The 16,357-nt window shown below is 41.9% G+C and carries 9 protein-coding genes and 2 tRNA genes; 7 read left to right on the top strand and 4 right to left on the bottom strand.

Going from position 1 to position 16,357, the window contains the following annotated elements; genetic code table 11:
- Window positions 1–456: 456 nt before the first annotated feature.
- Together BMX56_RS27525 and BMX56_RS27520 are read right to left on the bottom strand one after the other, a co-directional pair.
- A complete protein-coding gene (locus tag BMX56_RS27525) occupies window positions 457–2,412 on the bottom strand; it encodes a redoxin domain-containing protein (protein ID WP_090652924.1) in 1,956 nt (651 codons plus the stop codon).
- A gap of 114 nt (window positions 2,413–2,526) precedes the next feature.
- Window positions 2,527–3,711 (bottom strand): acetyltransferase domain-containing protein, encoded by a 1,185-nt coding sequence (locus BMX56_RS27520; protein WP_090652923.1) that lies wholly within the window; start codon window positions 3,709–3,711, stop codon window positions 2,527–2,529.
- A gap of 191 nt (window positions 3,712–3,902) precedes the next feature.
- On the opposite strand from BMX56_RS27520, the gene BMX56_RS27515 reads away from it, so the two are divergent.
- From BMX56_RS27515 to BMX56_RS27505, 3 genes are all read left to right on the top strand, one after another.
- Window positions 3,903–5,129 carry a TCR/Tet family MFS transporter gene (locus BMX56_RS27515; protein WP_090652922.1) on the top strand — a complete coding sequence of 409 codons (1,227 nt, stop codon included), beginning with the start codon at window positions 3,903–3,905 and terminating at the stop codon, window positions 5,127–5,129.
- Between the two features lie 121 nt (window positions 5,130–5,250).
- Complete coding sequence (locus tag BMX56_RS27510) at window positions 5,251–5,769, top strand: 3'-5' exonuclease family protein (RefSeq protein WP_090652921.1); 519 nt, start codon at window positions 5,251–5,253, stop codon at window positions 5,767–5,769.
- An 81-nt stretch (window positions 5,770–5,850) separates the two neighbouring features.
- Window positions 5,851–7,101, top strand: coding sequence for a TCR/Tet family MFS transporter (locus BMX56_RS27505; protein ID WP_090652920.1), 1,251 nt, complete (start codon window positions 5,851–5,853; stop codon window positions 7,099–7,101).
- Here BMX56_RS27505 and BMX56_RS27500 read toward each other — a convergent pair.
- Together BMX56_RS27500 and BMX56_RS27495 are read right to left on the bottom strand one after the other, a co-directional pair.
- Window positions 7,098–7,694: a DUF502 domain-containing protein gene (locus tag BMX56_RS27500; protein ID WP_090652919.1), complete on the bottom strand. Its 597-nt coding sequence runs from the start codon at window positions 7,692–7,694 to the stop codon at window positions 7,098–7,100. The two genes, BMX56_RS27505 and BMX56_RS27500, sit on opposite strands and share 4 nt — an antisense overlap.
- A gap of 513 nt (window positions 7,695–8,207) precedes the next feature.
- Window positions 8,208–10,673, bottom strand: coding sequence for a bifunctional UDP-N-acetylmuramoyl-tripeptide:D-alanyl-D-alanine ligase/alanine racemase (locus BMX56_RS27495; RefSeq protein WP_090652918.1), 2,466 nt, complete (start codon window positions 10,671–10,673; stop codon window positions 8,208–8,210).
- A 61-nt stretch (window positions 10,674–10,734) separates the two neighbouring features.
- On the opposite strand from BMX56_RS27495, the gene BMX56_RS27490 reads away from it, so the two are divergent.
- The 4 genes from BMX56_RS27490 (at window position 10,735) to BMX56_RS27475 (ending at window position 16,192) form a co-directional block, all read left to right on the top strand.
- A complete protein-coding gene (locus BMX56_RS27490; protein WP_090652917.1) occupies window positions 10,735–11,217 on the top strand; it encodes a regulatory protein RecX in 483 nt (160 codons plus the stop codon).
- A gap of 113 nt (window positions 11,218–11,330) precedes the next feature.
- A tRNA-Gly gene (locus BMX56_RS27485) sits at window positions 11,331–11,403 on the top strand.
- Between the two features lie 51 nt (window positions 11,404–11,454).
- Window positions 11,455–11,539 (top strand) — tRNA-Leu (locus BMX56_RS27480).
- A gap of 531 nt (window positions 11,540–12,070) precedes the next feature.
- Window positions 12,071–16,192, top strand: coding sequence for a hybrid sensor histidine kinase/response regulator (locus BMX56_RS27475; RefSeq protein ID WP_255369938.1), 4,122 nt, complete (start codon window positions 12,071–12,073; stop codon window positions 16,190–16,192).
- The last annotated feature ends 165 nt before the right edge of the window (window positions 16,193–16,357 follow it).

The raw sequence follows: 16,357 nt of genomic DNA, 5'->3' as shown, positions 1-16,357 counted from the left end.
AAAGCGATTCAATAAAAGATGATCCTTTATTAAATCGCTTATAAATGCCGCTCTTAAATAGCCACTTTTTCAGTGCCCTCTTGTTCAGGGCGGCATTTTTATTTAATTAGCTTCATTAACCATGGTTATTTCGGGCACTTTGACGATGGCATAACAGACACTAAAAAACTGTCACGCAGGGCTATTAGCAAACTTTACAGAACGGCAATGCATAGTGTAGAATAGATTGTATGTACGTACCCATGACATGTTTTACTTTCGAGGTGCGTAGGCCTGTCACCCTGAGCCTGTCGAAGGGTCGCGCGGAGAGGCCTTTGCCCGCTATGCTTCGACAGGCTCAGCATGACAACGCTCTTTAGTATGTCATTTTCCCTGCAAACTTTCGCGAAATTTTACCACTCAGGATAACAGGAAAAATTGAACATGTTATAGGTAGGAACGAAACATTCATACCTACTATCTCATACCCACTTTAGCAGGCGCTGCCGGTGTCGCCGCTACCGCAGGCTCCTTAGCCATATCAATCATGGCGGTAACTTCATCAACCAATCCATCAGTCGAGCCATCAAATCCTACAACTTTAAAGCGGATATTACCATTTTTGTCGATAATAAACTTGGTAGGGATACCATCAACCCCAAATTGCGTTACCACCTTTGATTGGCGGCCATCGGCACCTTTTTCGTCCAGCAATACATAAAAGCTGTATTTTTTATCGGCAATAAATTTCTTTACACCATCGGTATAGTCGCTGCCTTTTTCCCAGGTATCAATAAACAGGAATTTAACATCTGCATCGTCCTTAAAATTATTTACAGCAGTTTGCATACCAGGGAACGATGCTTTGCAGGGGCCACACCAGGTTGCCCAAAAATCAACAACAACCACTTTACCCTTCAGGCTGGCCAGCGATACGGTGTTGCCTTCAAAATCCTTCAAAGCAAAGGGCAATGCGGGCTGGTTAATCATTTGCTTGGTTAATTCCCCGCGCTTTTTGTTTTTGGCAAAGTTTATAAGTGAAGTAAGGTACTCATCATAACCTCTTTCGCTGCCTTTCAGGCCAACATAAGCCTTTTTCAGTTCGGCTTTTAAAATTTCGCTACCCTTGCCATCTTTTAAGGCGCTTTCTATTACCACTTTCGATTCGGTGTATTTACCCAGCGCGTTTAATATCAACACATAGTGCTCATTAATTTCCGGATCGTTATATGTATTGGTGGCGTATACTTCCTTTTCATATTTTAACGCTTCATCATACTTTTTTTCTTTTAGCAGAATGAATGCGTATGTATCCGCGTAGTTATTGTATGATTCTTTAGCGTTATTAGCAGCTGCTTTAGGCGATGTGTACAAACCAGGCTGAGGGTTTTTCATCTGGTCGGCCATAATGTCTAAAGATTGTTTCGACATTTTTTCCGCTACATCAAGTTTTTCGCCTGTTTTAGCCCATTCATAGGCTGCATTATTATAGCCGCCCGCCAGATTGGTTTTGTTTTGAACTTTGCCTGCGTACGCGTTAAATTTGTCCATATCGCCTTTTTGCATAAAGCCGGTAGCAATTGCAGCGCGGGCATAATCAAGCATGCCATTTTTCTCTTTTAACTTTGAAGGGAAATTTTGCTCAAAGGCCTTGTACAGCGAATCCTTTTTATTCAGGTCATTTTGCTGGTAAATAGCCATCACAGCTTCGTTATAAACCGATTCGCCCTGCGGGAATTTTGCTTTAATAACCTTACCTAATGAATCGGCAGACTCGGGATGCCTGGTCCAGTTTAAGATGTAGGCTGCCAGCACCATATCTTTTTCCTTATCGCTTTTTTCAAGTGATTTTACTTTGGCCGCAAGCAAGGCCTGAGTTTCAGCATCGGTTTTTTTGGCCAATGCAGCGTAATATTGTACGCCGAACAGCTTTTCGGTTTTAGGGTTTACCTCCTCTTCTTTTTTAAATAATTCAATACCCCTATAGTTATCGGCTTTTATTTTACCATACCTGATGCCAAGGCCGCTGGTTAATATAAAAGCTTCCGATTCGTAAGCGCCGGTTACAGGCTTTTTATCTTTGTAAACAGGATACAGGTACCCTCTATCCATGTTATTATCTATATCTTCGCCACTGCCAAGCTTAATAAAAAAGGCCTTTGCGCCGGCAGGCACTGTAAAATCGCCGGTAAGTAACTCGCCGTTGGCTTTCAGGTCGACATCTGCAACAGGATTATCCTTGCCATCAATAAAATAAACAGATGCGCTGATATCCTTTTTACCATCAAGCACTGTCCCCGCGGGGCTATAGGTAAGTTTTAGCTTTTCGGCAACTGATGGATAGCTATCGGAGAGGGTAAGCTTACTTTGTGCGTAAGTATATTGCATGGCCAGCACGGCAGGCACAAACAGTATCAGTTTGTGATATTTCATAGGTAATTATTTTACCCCTAAAATAATAGTATTATTTACTAAAAAGAAAGCGATTAACATTTATTAACTATAAATAACATTCATTATAGCACCAAATTGAGCTTATGGTATTCACTATAAATAACTCAGCCACCATTTTTCTTTATGCGCCTGTTTGTATGCATCATAACGTTTACACAACGGATACAGGCCTACAACAATAACTATCCAAACCAGGTAAGCCACCGCCAGCGAAAACCCGTAGCCTTTAAGCGATGTAGTAAACCAAATGGGTTGATCAAGTATCCAGATTTTCCAATTTTGGCCCGTTGTTAACGCCGATGCAACAAGGGCGATTAAATGGATAATATAAATATGGATAATATAGTAAAACATAGGTACCCTGCCATATACCGATACTACCCTTACCACTGTGTTCTGCAGTTTTTCTGTAAAAGCCAGAAATAGCAAGGCCGAGCCAACGGTTAATAAAACATACAGCAACGAAGGCGGGTATTTATTTACTTTGATAAACGACAGGAAGGTAAAAAACGCATCCTTCTGCACTGTCCATTTAACAGGATCACCGTATACGTTAAGATACCTGATTATCACAAATAATACCAGTGAAGCAGCGCCAATGACAAATAAAGTCGTCCTGCGTTTTTCCACGCCGTACTCAGGGGTAAACAGTTGCCCCAGGCAATAGCCTAATGGCATAATTGCCACCAGCGGAATTATAGGATAACCTACTAAAAGGATTTCATGTCCCCAAAAAAACGGACGCTGATCATGAAGAAAGGCCCAGCCAAAACCAGCTAAGTTATTGCCGGCCACATGCACGCCATCCAATAAATTATGGCCGAATATAACTACAAGGCTAAGAACAAGAATAGCGGTTTTAGGCAAATGGATTAACGCCGCAAGTACAATCATACTTATCCCCAAAGCCCATATGGTTATAAACAGCAACATCGGGAAGGCGATATTAAAGTTCCAACCGAAATTAACTACCACCAACTCCAGGAACACCAGCCAAAGGCCACGTTTTACCAGGAAAACAGAAAGCTCATTTTTTGTTTTCTTGCGGCTCATTAAAAATGCCGACGTGCCTGCCAGCAGCATGAAAATGGGTGCGCAAAAATGGGTTATCCAACGGGTAAAAAACAATATGCCGGTTGTTTTATCCAAATCGAGCGGGTCAAATAAAAACGAACCCGAATACAGGTAATCGCGCACATGGTCAAGCGCCATAATGATCATGATGGTGCCGCGAAGAAAATCAATGGATGTTATCCTGTTTTTAATTGTTGTTGTCATTTCAATCGTTAATTGTTCAGGCCGATCTTTTGGGCTATCGGGCTTTAGGTTCCCTGTGTTGGATATTAAGCTGCAATTTGTCTATTTTTTTTTGTTTTAGAAATAAAAAGAGGTGAAGGCGGAATTTTAGACATTCGGATGATTTTTAAAGTTAATATCAAGCAATAATATTTTATCATTATTTTGCGGCTATGGATCAACCTGCCAAACTTAAACCACAGGCCGCGCTGGGCTTTATTTTTGTTACTATGCTGATAGATGTTATCGGCTTTGGTATCATTATACCCGTAATGCCTAAACTGATAGAGAAATTAATACATGGTACCGTTAGCCAGGCCTCGTTATATTCCGGGCTCATGCTGCTGGCTTATTCAATAATGCAGTTCCTGTTTTCGCCCATGATTGGCAACCTGAGCGATAAATATGGCCGCAGACCAGTCTTATTATCATCCCTGTTAGGGTTTGGTGTCGATTATCTTTTCCTTGCATTTGCACCATCAATTGGCTGGCTGTTTGTTGGCCGTACTATTGCGGGTATAACGGGGGCGAGTTTTACAACAGCATCTGCCTATATAGCAGATGTGAGCACTCCCGAAAAACGCGCGCAAAATTTTGGAATGATAGGTGTAGCTTTTGGCATCGGGTTTATAATTGGCCCCGTGCTGGGTGGTATTTTAGGAAAATGGAATGTTCACTATCCGTTTTTTGCAGCGGCTGGCTTAGCTTTATTAAACGCAGCTTATGGCTTCTTTATCCTGCCCGAGTCTCTTTCGTTAGAACATCGCCGTCCATTTAATTGGAAACGCGCCAATCCTTTAGGCTCATTATTACAGCTTAAAAAATATCCATCGGTAATAGGTTTAGCCGCCTCATTGTTCCTGGTATATTTTGCGGCACAATCTGTACAAAGCGTATGGACCTTTTATACTATCCTGAAATTTAACTGGAGCGAAGATATAGTGGGCTATTCATTAGGTTTTATTGGCTTAATGATAGCTATGGTTCAGGGTGGATTGATCAGGGTAACTTTGCCCAACCTGGGTCTGGAACGCAGTATATGGATGGGGCTTTTATTGTATAGCACCGGGTTGATATTGTTTGCTTTTGCCACCCATACCTGGATGATGTTTGCCTTTATGATACCTTACGCACTTGGCGGTATTGCCGGCCCGGCGCTACAAGGTTTGATGAGCAACCAGGTACCCGCCAATGAGCAGGGCGAACTGCAGGGCGGCCTAACCAGCCTTATGAGCCTAAGCTCGATATTTGGCCCATGGATAATGACCACCTTGTTTTATTATTTTACCAATTTTAAAAAACACCTTTATTTACCCGGGGCTCCGTTTATATTGGGTGCTATATTGATGTTGCTGGCTGCATTGCTGGCCATGAGGAGTTTTAAAAAGAAGCAAATGTAAAGTAGCGATATCAGCTTACAGCCCGAAATTTTATATCGTTATTGTATATACCCATTATTTTTGCTATATTAAAGCTTAACACGCCTTAAAAGGCAAATAATAACATTAATAATTAAAAACAATGGCTTATATTATGGTAGATATAGAAAGTGACGGCCCAATTCCGGGCGACTTTTCTATGATCTCTTTCGGCGCCGTACTTGTACAGGATGGCCTTGACAAAACTTTTTACGGACAGTTAAAACCAATATCTGAAAATTATATTCCCGAAGCGCTGGCTGTTTCGGGCCATACGCGCGAAGAGGTTTTATCCTTTGATGATCCGGCTACAGTGATGATCAATTTTGCAACATGGATAAAAACGGTTTGCAAAGATCAGCCCATTTTTATCAGCGACAATAACGGGTTCGACTGGATGTTCATCTGTTGGTACTTCCATCACTTTACGGGCAAAAATCCATTTGGCTTCAGTTCGCAAAACCTGGGCAGTTTGTACAAAGGCATGGTAAAAGATATGTTTAAAAACTTTAAACACCTACGCAAAACAGCACATACACACCACCCCGTTGATGATGCCAAAGGAAACGCCGAGGCATTAATTACCTTAAAACGCGAGCACGAGTTAAAGATTAAATTATAGATAAAATAATATGATAGGTTATATATTGGCCAAAATTAATATCTTCAAAACTTTTAAGGCGTATAAACCTTTATCAAATTAATGACTAAAAAACCTAAAAAGAAGCATTCGGCAGCGCTGGGCTTTATATTTGTAACGCTGTTTATTGATGTGCTTGGTTTAGCGGTTACTATCCCCGTAATGCCCAAACTGCTCGAAAACCTGGGCAATGTTGATGTAAGTACCGCCGCCCAATACAGCGGTTATTTAACCTTTACCTATGCATCGATGCAATTCCTTTTCTCATCAGTTGTAGGTAACCTGAGCGATAGGTACGGCCGGCGGCCTGTCCTGCTGAGTTCATTACTCGGCTTTGGAATAGATTATATTTTTATGGCCTTCGCCCCTACTATAGCCTGGCTTTTTGTTGGCCGGGTAATAGCCGGCATCACCGGTGCAAGTACCAGTACGGCAACGGCCTACATTGCCGATGTGAGCACCGGCAAAAACCGCGCAGCAAATTTTGGATTGGTAGGCGCGGCATCAGGTGTAGGGTTCATTGTAGGGCTGGCTATGGGTAGTTTCCTGGGCGAGATTAGCGTTAGGTTGCCATTTATGGCTGCCGCCGCCTTTGCGCTGGTTAATGCAGCATACGGCTATTTTGTACTTCCCGAATCATTAGCGCCCGAAAACCGCCGTAAATTTGAATGGAAAAAATCGAACCCCATAAGTTCATTACGCAGCCTTAACCGTTATCCCGCACTTGGTGGCCTGGTTGGTGCATTCGCGCTGGTTTATGTAGCCCAAAAAGCAGTAGAATACGTTTTAGCCTTCTTTTTAATTGAAAAATTTCAATGGAGCCAGATCAGCATAGGTTACCTGGGTGTGTTTATTGGCGTAGTACTGGTGGCTATACAGGGCGGGCTTATCAGGTATACTATCCCCAAGTTTGGACAGGAAAAAAACATTGTAGCCGGTTTGCTATTTTACGCACTTGGGTTGGTGCTTATTGCCTTTGCCAGCCATGGCTGGATGGTTTATGTTTACATGGTACCCTACTGCCTTGGAGGCATCTCGGGGCCTGCACTGCAGGGATTAATTACCGGTACAGTATCGGCAAAAGAACAGGGAGAGTTACAGGGCTCATTAACCAGCCTTACCAGTGTGGCTGTTATTATAGGGCCACTGTTGATGAGTTCGGTTTTTCACTTATTTACCCATAAAGATACCACAGCATATTTTCCTGGAGCCCCATACATACTGGGCGCCTTATTAATGCTGACGAGTGTGTTATTGGCCGTAAAAAGTTTTAAAAAAGTACCAGCCCCGAAGAAAGCAGTGAAAACAGTTTAATGATGATCTAAACCGCTTACACCTCCCGAGATTACAAACTTCATAATGTCGGCTGCGCTTTTATCAATGGGTTTTACTTTGCTGGCATCAATAATGATAACCTGCCCGGCAAATGAGTAAGAGTAAGGGAAATACACGGCAACTTCGCCGGGCAGCCCTAAAACAGCGAGGTCCTTTTGAACAAGAAAGCCAATTTTTTTCAGCCCGAACTCATTTATTTCTACCAAAACAGGCTCGTTAAATTTTTTCTCTTCGCCTACGAAGGCCTCGGTAAGGTCTTTTATAGATGAATACAGGAATGCGAAGATGGGTAAACGGTTAAACCAGCGCTTAAACCAGTGTTTTATCGGATCGGTAATTACGTTGGTAACCAAAATGCCCGCTATCATGATCACTACAATCACGTTCAGTATCCCCAGGCCCGGTATATACAGATGCTTCCCTGTTTTATCAACCAGCAGATCACTCAAATTCAACGCCTTATCAATTGTTGATACGCCCCAGTACATCAAAAAAATTGCCGCGCCTATAGGTACAACTACCAACAGGCCTTTGGCAAAATACCTGATTAAAACCCGCACAAAATTGTTCATAAGCCCCTAAAATTTCTCGCCGTAAAAATACACCCTTTTAAATTGGCAAAAAAATAAAATAAAGAGGGAGCGGCAAACGCTGGCAAGACTACTGGTTACATTTCTATAGTTTACATTTTTCACAACTATTTCACACTTTATTTTACACTATAAGTGCAGTTTTCAATTTTATAATATGGTTATAAATTCAATATGTAGATTCAGCATTCTAAATCAACACTTATGTCACATATTACTTGCAAAAAATGTAAATCACAAATGGTTAGGCGGGACCACAGACCTCCCTTTGTAAAAAAATTTTTAGGCTTTTTACCACTGAAGTGGTATAGTTGTGATTATTGTTTAAACTCTTTTTATAAATTGTCTTAACACGATTATCTGTTCGGCGCATCTACTGATTTGTCAGAGCTAACGTTCAAGCAAATATGGCTAACGAAGTTCACGCGGCGCAGGTGGGCAAATTATTCTTCTTGTCCATTTTTGACAAAAAAGCATTAAAAATATTTCAAAAGCCTACTCGTAAAAATATACCCTTTTTACCCGCTGCGAAACATTAGTTAATATCTCGTACGGAATGGTGCCTATCTGTGTGGCCAACTCCTCAATACGCTGGTGCTGTTCGTCAAATATAACTACCTCATCTCCCTCGTTTACATCAAGGCCGCTTACATCCAGCATACACATATCCATGGTGATGTTACCTACGGTTGGCACCAGGGTTCCTTTTACCAGCATTTTACCTACGCCGTTGCCAAATGCCCGCAAATAGCCGTCGGCATAACCAATACGCACAGTGGCAATTTTGCCGTCTTTAGCCAGCTTACCACTGCGGCTGTAGCTGATTGTATCTCCCGCTTTTATTTTTTTTACCTGTGCAATGCTTGTTTTTAAACTGGCTATAGGCTGCAACGCCCTGTTTGAAGCAGGCACCGCCGAATCAATACCATATAAGCCAATGCCCAACCGTACCATATCATACTGTGCCGAAGGCCAACGGATGATGCCAGCCGTATTACACAAATGCTTAATAACGGTATAACCAAGCGAGCGTTCAATCTCTTTAAATGCCTTTTCAAAACGTTTTATTTGTGTTTTGGTAAACTCGTCGTGTTTAACAGCCTCGCTTGCTGCCAGGTGCGAAAAAACAGATTGTACACGCATGTACCTGTTGACTTCCAGCATATCGCATAGGGTATCTATTTCATGATTCTCAAAGCCCAGCCTGTGCATCCCGGTGTCTATTTTGATATTTACAGGATAGTTTGATATGTTGCGCCCTTTAGCATAACTCACAAAATCATCCAGCAAACCGAAACTATAAATTACCGGCTCCAACTTGTATTCGGTCAGCTTATCAAATGCCGATGCTTCGGGGTTCAGTACCATGATGGGCAAATTAATTCCGGCCTGCCGTAATGCAGCCCCCTCATCAATATAGGCAACCGCCAGGTAATCAACCTTGTTGTATTGCAGCATATTGGCTACCTCAAAAGTGCCGCTGCCATAGCTAAAGGCCTTCACCATCGCCATCACCTTTACGCCAGGTTTCAGTTTAGATTTATAAAAATCTAGATTACTCAATAGGGTATTCAAGTTAATCTCTAAAATGGTTTCATGGGCTTTTTGGGCCAGCGCACGGCTTATCCGTTCAAACTCAAAACTACGCGAGCCTTTAATCAGGATAGTTTCATCTTTAAAATCAAGCTGCTTCAGGTGCTGCAGCATAGCGGCGGTATCATTAAAAAAATGATGCTCAGCTACGCTAAAGTATTCTTGATGGCCTACCAAAGCCTCGCCAACACCAATGAATTTATCTACCTGTTTACCGGCCACCATATCAGCAACCTGTTGATAAAGCACATCCTGCGGCAACCCCGACTGATAGATATCCGACAGTATCAATGTTTTTTTCTGATGCTGGTTTTGCTGACCTAAAAAGTTAAGTGCAATTTCCAAAGATTGCAAATCGGAGTTGTAAGAGTCATCAATCACCGAGCAATTGTTTATGCCGTTTTTTAATTCAAGGCGCATGCTCACCGGCACCAGGCGTTCAATACGTTTGTCTGCCTCAACCGCGCTGTACCCAAGGGCAAGCATGGTTGCCCAGCAAATAATCGCATTTTCTATCGAAGCTTCATCGGTAAAAGGCACCAGGCATTCAATCTCCTGCTTTTGATAGTAGGCGCGCAGGTAATAATTTTTGGAGATCACCGTTCCGCTAAAAACATATAAATCGGCCTGGTTAAATTTGCGGCTCCAGGTAAATGTTTCTTTTGCCGGTATATCGGCCTTGTAATCTATCAGCTGGTCGTAATTGCAAATCAGTTTTTGGCTGTTTTTAAATAATTTGAGCTTCTCCAAAACCTTCTCTCGTCTATTGGCAAAACCCTCGTCATGCGCGGTACCGATGTGGGTAAGCACACCTACCTGGGGCTTAATAATAGCCTCCAACTTTTCCATTTCATTTATGGTTGATATTCCGGCTTCAAAGATACCCAGATCATTGCGGCTGCTTATTTGCCATACCGAAAGCGGCACTCCAATTTGCGAGTTATAGCTCTTAGGGTTACGTACAATATTTTTATCGGCATTCAGTAGCTGGTAAAGCCACTCCTTTACAATAGTTTTACCATTACTGCCTGTTATGCCTATTACTTGCAAATTAAACCGGCTGCGATGGTAGGCAACCAAAGTTTGTAAGGCGGCTAATGGGTCGGCTACTATCAAAAAGTTGGCTTCGGGTAAGTTAAATTCGGGGCCATGCTCTACCACAAAATTACGTACGCCCGCGGCGTAAGCGCCGGCAACAAACTCGTGGCCGTTACGCCTGCCACTTAGGGCAAAAAACAAGCCTTCGGCGGCGTTATTTAAACGGCGGCTATCGGTAAACAGTGCACTGATGATGTACTCTTTTACAATGTTGCCACCCGCATTAATGATCTGTTTAACTTCGGTTATCTGGTACTGGTTGTTAAGCATGGTACGAATTTGGGCATATTAATTTAACTATAGCATATTTTTTGACGAATTTTGACTGCCAATGGATGGCCCTAAAAAAATCAAGATAACCGACCCCAAAATAGCCCTGGCCAAGGCCGAAAGTTATTGCGCCTACCAGGAACGATCGCAACAAGAGGTGCGCGACAAGCTTTACGAATGGGGCTTATGGCCCGATGCCATTGAGCAGGTAATAAGCGAACTGATACAAGGTAACTTTTTAAACGAAGAGCGCTTTGCCAAAGCCTACGCCAAAGGCAAGTTTAGCCAGAAAGCCTGGGGCCGAATAAAAATAAAACAAGGCCTTAAACAGAAACGCGTGCCTGATGTATTGATTAAAAAGGCCATGTTAACCATTGATGCCGACGATTATTTTGCAGTGTTAACCAGGCTATTGGATAAAAAAGCGGGTACCATAAACGAGAAAAATGAACTTAAGCGCCGTTATAAGCTACAACAGTACGCTATGGGGCGCGGGTATGAGGCAGACCTGGTTGCAGAAGTTTTGAAAGTCAACCACTTATAAACTATTTTAAAAAAAGTGAAATTTTCCCTTGCAGAACATCCAATTCTGTCTATATTTGCACTCCCGCAAACGAGATAGGCACACAGCTTACTTAAAGCAGGAAGAATACCAATGCGAAAGTAGCTCAGTTGGTAGAGCACGACCTTGCCAAGGTCGGGGTCGCGAGTTCGAATCTCGTCTTTCGCTCAAAGCCCTTCCATCAAAAAGAAGGGTTTTATTTTTAAAGGTTAATCACCTGCTCAGATGGTGGAACTGGTAGACACGCAGGACTTAAAATCCTGTTCCCGTAAACGGAGTGCGGGTTCGATTCCCGCTCTGAGTACTTAAAAATGAGGCGATTAGGTGAAAGACACTAATCGCCTCATTTCGTTTCAGGACAACCATGTTGTCCTGAAAATTTCAATTTACCGGCCCATCGTTGTTTAACTCTATAGAACGATCCATTGCGTCACCTAAATAGGGCCAGTCTGAAAACAGTCCAAACGGTTCCTACCTAGTTATCTAAGAAACACAGTTGATGAAAAGGCCAGTCACCGCTCAACGATAAATTGAACACTCGAGGTCGAACATTAACATACCGTTCTTCGGGAACTTTCATGACCAATCTCGTCTCTGGCATATTGTCTATCCCTTCTTCCTAAAAAACCAGCCATCAAATTTGATAGCCTTAAAATCCAGTCAAATTACACTGATCTATAATTGAAACCAGCGTTAATAAATTGTATTTTAAACAATTAAATTTCTTTTTAGGGATTTATTAATGATATCTTTAAGATTATTTACCAGCAATCATAAACTAATATTTACGCCGAATACCGCCATGAAGCTCAGGGCTTTATTTTTACTCCTGTTAATGAAGTTTACTTTAAATTATGTAAACGCGCAAAATAACCAGTTTCGGTTTTCCCATCTCGATATTAATACAGGCCTCTCCCACAACCAGGTAAACTGTATTTATAAGGATAACAAGGGTTTTATGTGGTTTGGTACCCTATCGGGCTTAAATAAGTATGATGGTTACAGTTTTAAAACTTTTAAGCATGTTGCCGGCGATACTACTACGTTAGATGATGATTACATTGTAAGCATAAACCCCGGGCCCGAAAATAAGCTGTGGATAGAAACCCGTACGGGCTTTAATATTTATGACCCCGCTACCGAAAAGTTCAGCAAAAACCTGAAGGATTTCATGTACAAAATTAAGGTATACGACACCTACATTTTAGCCATAAAAAAAGACAGATTAGGCAATTTCTGGTTTTTGGAGCATCACAAAACACAGGGGCTCTTTAAGTATGACCCTGTAACAAAAGAAACTATTAACCTGCTTCATAAACAAGGTGATACCACATCTATTTATTCAAACCTGGTTACCGATCTGTCGGTTGATTCAAAAGGAAATATATGGCTCATATCAAGCGCCGGCGTATTGGAGCGGCTGGATCCTAAGAGTTACAAGGTTAATTACCGATTGAAACTTGAGCAGCTGCCGGCGGCATTAAGTACCACTTATAAAATTTTTATTGATAAGCATGATGATATCTGGGCCTTTGTTCCCAGTTATTCAAAGGGTGTATTTTTCATTAGCCCTAAAACCAAAGTAATTAAACATATTTTAAAAGCGACGGGCAGTATAAATACCGATGTCATATCTGATGTTATCCAGGACGATAAAAACAGGATTTGGATTGCCACAGATCATGGGGGGATTAACATACTTAACAAACAGGATTTTACAACGCAATACCTGCTTAATCGGGAAGATGATGATAAAACGGTAGGTCAAAACAGCATCACCTGTGTTTATGTGGATGATATAGGCATTATCTGGTGCGGCAGTTATAAGCGGGGGATAAGTTATTATCACCAAAACATTATAAAATTTGCCAGCTACACGCATCACCTGTCGGATAAAAGCAGCCTGCCATTTAGCGACGTAAACAGTTTTGCCGAAGATAAACTGGGCAATATATGGATAGGCACCAACGGCGGAGGGCTGATTTACTGGGACAGGAAGACAGGTAGCTTTAAACAATACCTGCACAACACTGCCGATAAAAACAGCCTTACCAATAATGTTGTAGTAAAGCTATTTATTGATCACGAACAAAAGCTGTGGATAGGCACGTACTATGGCGGCCTTGATTGCTTTGATGGCAAGGTATTTAAGCATTACAGGCATAGCGATGCCAACGCAAACAGCATATCTGAAGACAGGGTTTGCGCCATAACTGAGGATAGCGACCATAACTTATTGGTGGGTACCTTATCGGCTGGTTTGAATGTGCTTGATAAAAACAGGAATGTGGTTGCCGCATACCGGTTTGACGGAGACATGAACAAAAGTTCCATCCACTCCAATTACATCAGTTCGGTTATTGAAGACAGGCGTAAAAATTTATGGATTGTTACGGCCTACGGCTTAGATCTTTTAGTAAAAAAAGATCACCAGTTTTTGCATTACTTACATGACGAAAAGGACGCCAACAGCCTCATTAACAACAACACCAATAATATACTGGAAGATAAAGATGGCTTGATTTGGATAAGCACCCGCGAAGGCATCAGCATATTTGATTATAAAACCGGAAAATTCACCAATATTAATAAGCTTGATGGCTTGCCCGATAATACAGTGATTGATATGCAGGAGTTTAGCCGTAATAATATATGGGTAAGTACTCCTAATGGTTTATCAAGCATTTTTATCGATCGTTCGGCAGGCAAGCTCAAGTTTCGTTTTGTTAACTATAACGAAACAGAAGGGCTACAAGGGCGGGAGTTTACCGAAAACTCATCGTACAAAACCAAGGCAAGGGAGCTGCTGTTTGGTGGCGGCAATGGGTTTAATATTTTCAAACCTTCAAATATCCTAAATAACACCAATCCGCCAAATTTGGTCTTTACCGATTTGCAAATCTTTAACCAATCGGTAAAGGTTGGTGATAAGGTGAACGGTTCGGTAATATTAACGCAGTCTATCGTGGATTTAAAAGACCTTAAGCTAAAATATAATGACAACGTTTTTGCTATAGAATTTGCGGCTCTTAATTATTTTAACCCCAATAAAATAAATTACCAATACCGAATGGATGGATTTGATAAGCGGTGGATAAACGCCGATAACAAGGTTCGCAAAGCCACTTATACCAACCTGGACCCGGGCGACTATGTGTTCAGAGTTCGCGCTGGCAACAACGAAAGCTGGAACGGGAAGGAACTTACGTTAAATATCAATATATCGCCGCCATTTTGGAAAACCACCTGGGCTTACATCTTATATACATTATTGGCGGTAGGCTCATTGTTATATCTAAGAAGAAGAGGCATCCAAAAAATACGTACGCAATTTTCTATCGAGAAGGAGCGGGAAGAGGCGCAGCGGATGCACGAGTTGGATTTAATGAAGATTAAATTTTTCACCAACGTAAGCCATGAGTTCCGCACCCCCCTATCGCTCATTATGGCCCCGGTGGATAAGATCCTGAAACAAATTGCCGAACCTGAAGTGCAACGGCAGCTGATGCTGGTAAACCGTAATGCCAAACGCCTACTAAACCTGGTAAATCAATTGCTTGATTTCAGGAAGATGGAGTACCAGGAATTAAAACTGCATAAGATGAACGGCGACATTATTGGCTTTATAAAAGACCTTTCGCTTGCATTTACCGATGTGGCCGATCAAAAAAGCATCCGTTTTATTTTCGATTCAGAAATAGACACCTACTACACAAGCTTTGACCATGATAAAATAGAGCGGATCATGTTCAATTTGCTATCAAATGCCTATAAGTTTACCCATGAGGGAGGGCAGGTAAGCGTTTTAATTAACCTGATTGATAAAAAGGATACTGGTGAGCATTTGTTAGAAATAAGGGTTATTGACACAGGTATTGGCATTGCTGCCGATAAGCTGAACCGGATCTTCGATCCCTTTTTTCAGAACGACCTACCCGGATCAATGCTTAACCAGGGCAGCGGCATAGGCCTATCTATAACCAAAGAATTTGTTAAGCTGCACGAGGGGGAGATATATGTTGAGAGCGAATTTAACCAGGGCAGTTGCTTTACGGTTTTATTGCCGCTGGTGCAATTGGATATCAGTGTTTTAACAGATACGATGATGCCGTTTGAACATTCCACTGAACTTTCTCCGTTATATAGTCTGCCCAAAATCGACTCCCTAAAAGACAACAGGGATAGCAAAAGGCCAACAGTGTTATTGGTTGAAGACAATGACGATTTTAGGTTTTATATTAAAGACAATTTAAAGTCGGCATTCAATGTGATTGAGGCCGAAAACGGAAAAAAGGGCTGGCAAAAGGCCCTGGCCCAACACCCTAACCTGATAGTAAGCGACATCAGCATGCCCGAGATGAACGGTATCGACCTTTGTTTAAAGATAAAAAATGATAAACGCACCTCGCATATTCCGGTAATATTGTTAACCGCGCTAACCGGCGAAGACCAGCAATTAAAAGGATTGGAAACCGGTGCAACAGATTACCTTACCAAGCCTTTTAACTTCGAAATATTACAATCGAAGATCAGGAATATACTGAGCCAGCAGGAAAGTATGCGCAAAACCTATACCAAGCAGCTGGAAGTAAGCCCAACCGAAATGCATATCGATTCGCCGGACGAGCAGTTTATGAAAAAGGTGCTTATTTTGATTGATAGCAATATTTCTAACCCCAATTTCTCGGTCGAGGAATTGAGCAACGAAGTTTTTGTAAGCAGGTATACCCTCTACAAAAAAATCCTGGCCATGACAGGCAAAACCCCCAACGAGTTGGTTCGGTCGATGAGGTTGAAACGCGCCGCCCAGCTATTGGAAACAGGTCATTTAACCATCTCCCAAATTTGCCATAAAGTAGGCTTCAAAAGCCAGAAATATTTTGTGAAGATGTTTAAAGCCGAATATAATACCATCCCCTCGAAGTTTGCAGAAGCTGCCGAAGAAATTGAATCTTAGCGTGGTGTAAGCCTTATAATGACATGTTTTTAATATGTCATTGCTATCAGGATGATCCTGAAAAAAATGGGGATGACGAGCAACGAAATATAGTTAAACCAATGTCCAAAACTACCGTCATTGCGAGGCACGAAGCAATCGCGAACTATATATGGCGGACCTGCA

It is taken from the genome of Mucilaginibacter sp. OK283, from assembly GCF_900110415.1.
Classification (GTDB): Bacteria; Bacteroidota; Bacteroidia; order Sphingobacteriales; family Sphingobacteriaceae; genus Mucilaginibacter.
Note: the sequence above shows the minus strand (reverse complement) of the source record. Positions and strands in the feature narration are given on the sequence as shown.

Coding starts and splice junctions, on each gene's coding strand:
- BMX56_RS27525 (WP_090652924.1), bottom strand. CDS start 2,412: ATGAAATATCACAAACTGATACTGTTTGTGCCTGCCGTGCTGGCCATG.
- BMX56_RS27520 (WP_090652923.1), bottom strand. CDS start 3,711: ATGACAACAACAATTAAAAACAGGATAACATCCATTGATTTTCTTCGC.
- BMX56_RS27515 (WP_090652922.1), top strand. CDS start 3,903: ATGGATCAACCTGCCAAACTTAAACCACAGGCCGCGCTGGGCTTTATT.
- BMX56_RS27510 (WP_090652921.1), top strand. CDS start 5,251: ATGGCTTATATTATGGTAGATATAGAAAGTGACGGCCCAATTCCGGGC.
- BMX56_RS27505 (WP_090652920.1), top strand. CDS start 5,851: ATGACTAAAAAACCTAAAAAGAAGCATTCGGCAGCGCTGGGCTTTATA.
- BMX56_RS27500 (WP_090652919.1), bottom strand. CDS start 7,694: ATGAACAATTTTGTGCGGGTTTTAATCAGGTATTTTGCCAAAGGCCTG.
- BMX56_RS27495 (WP_090652918.1), bottom strand. CDS start 10,673: ATGCTTAACAACCAGTACCAGATAACCGAAGTTAAACAGATCATTAAT.
- BMX56_RS27490 (WP_090652917.1), top strand. CDS start 10,735: ATGGATGGCCCTAAAAAAATCAAGATAACCGACCCCAAAATAGCCCTG.
- BMX56_RS27475 (WP_255369938.1), top strand. CDS start 12,071: ATGAAGTTTACTTTAAATTATGTAAACGCGCAAAATAACCAGTTTCGG.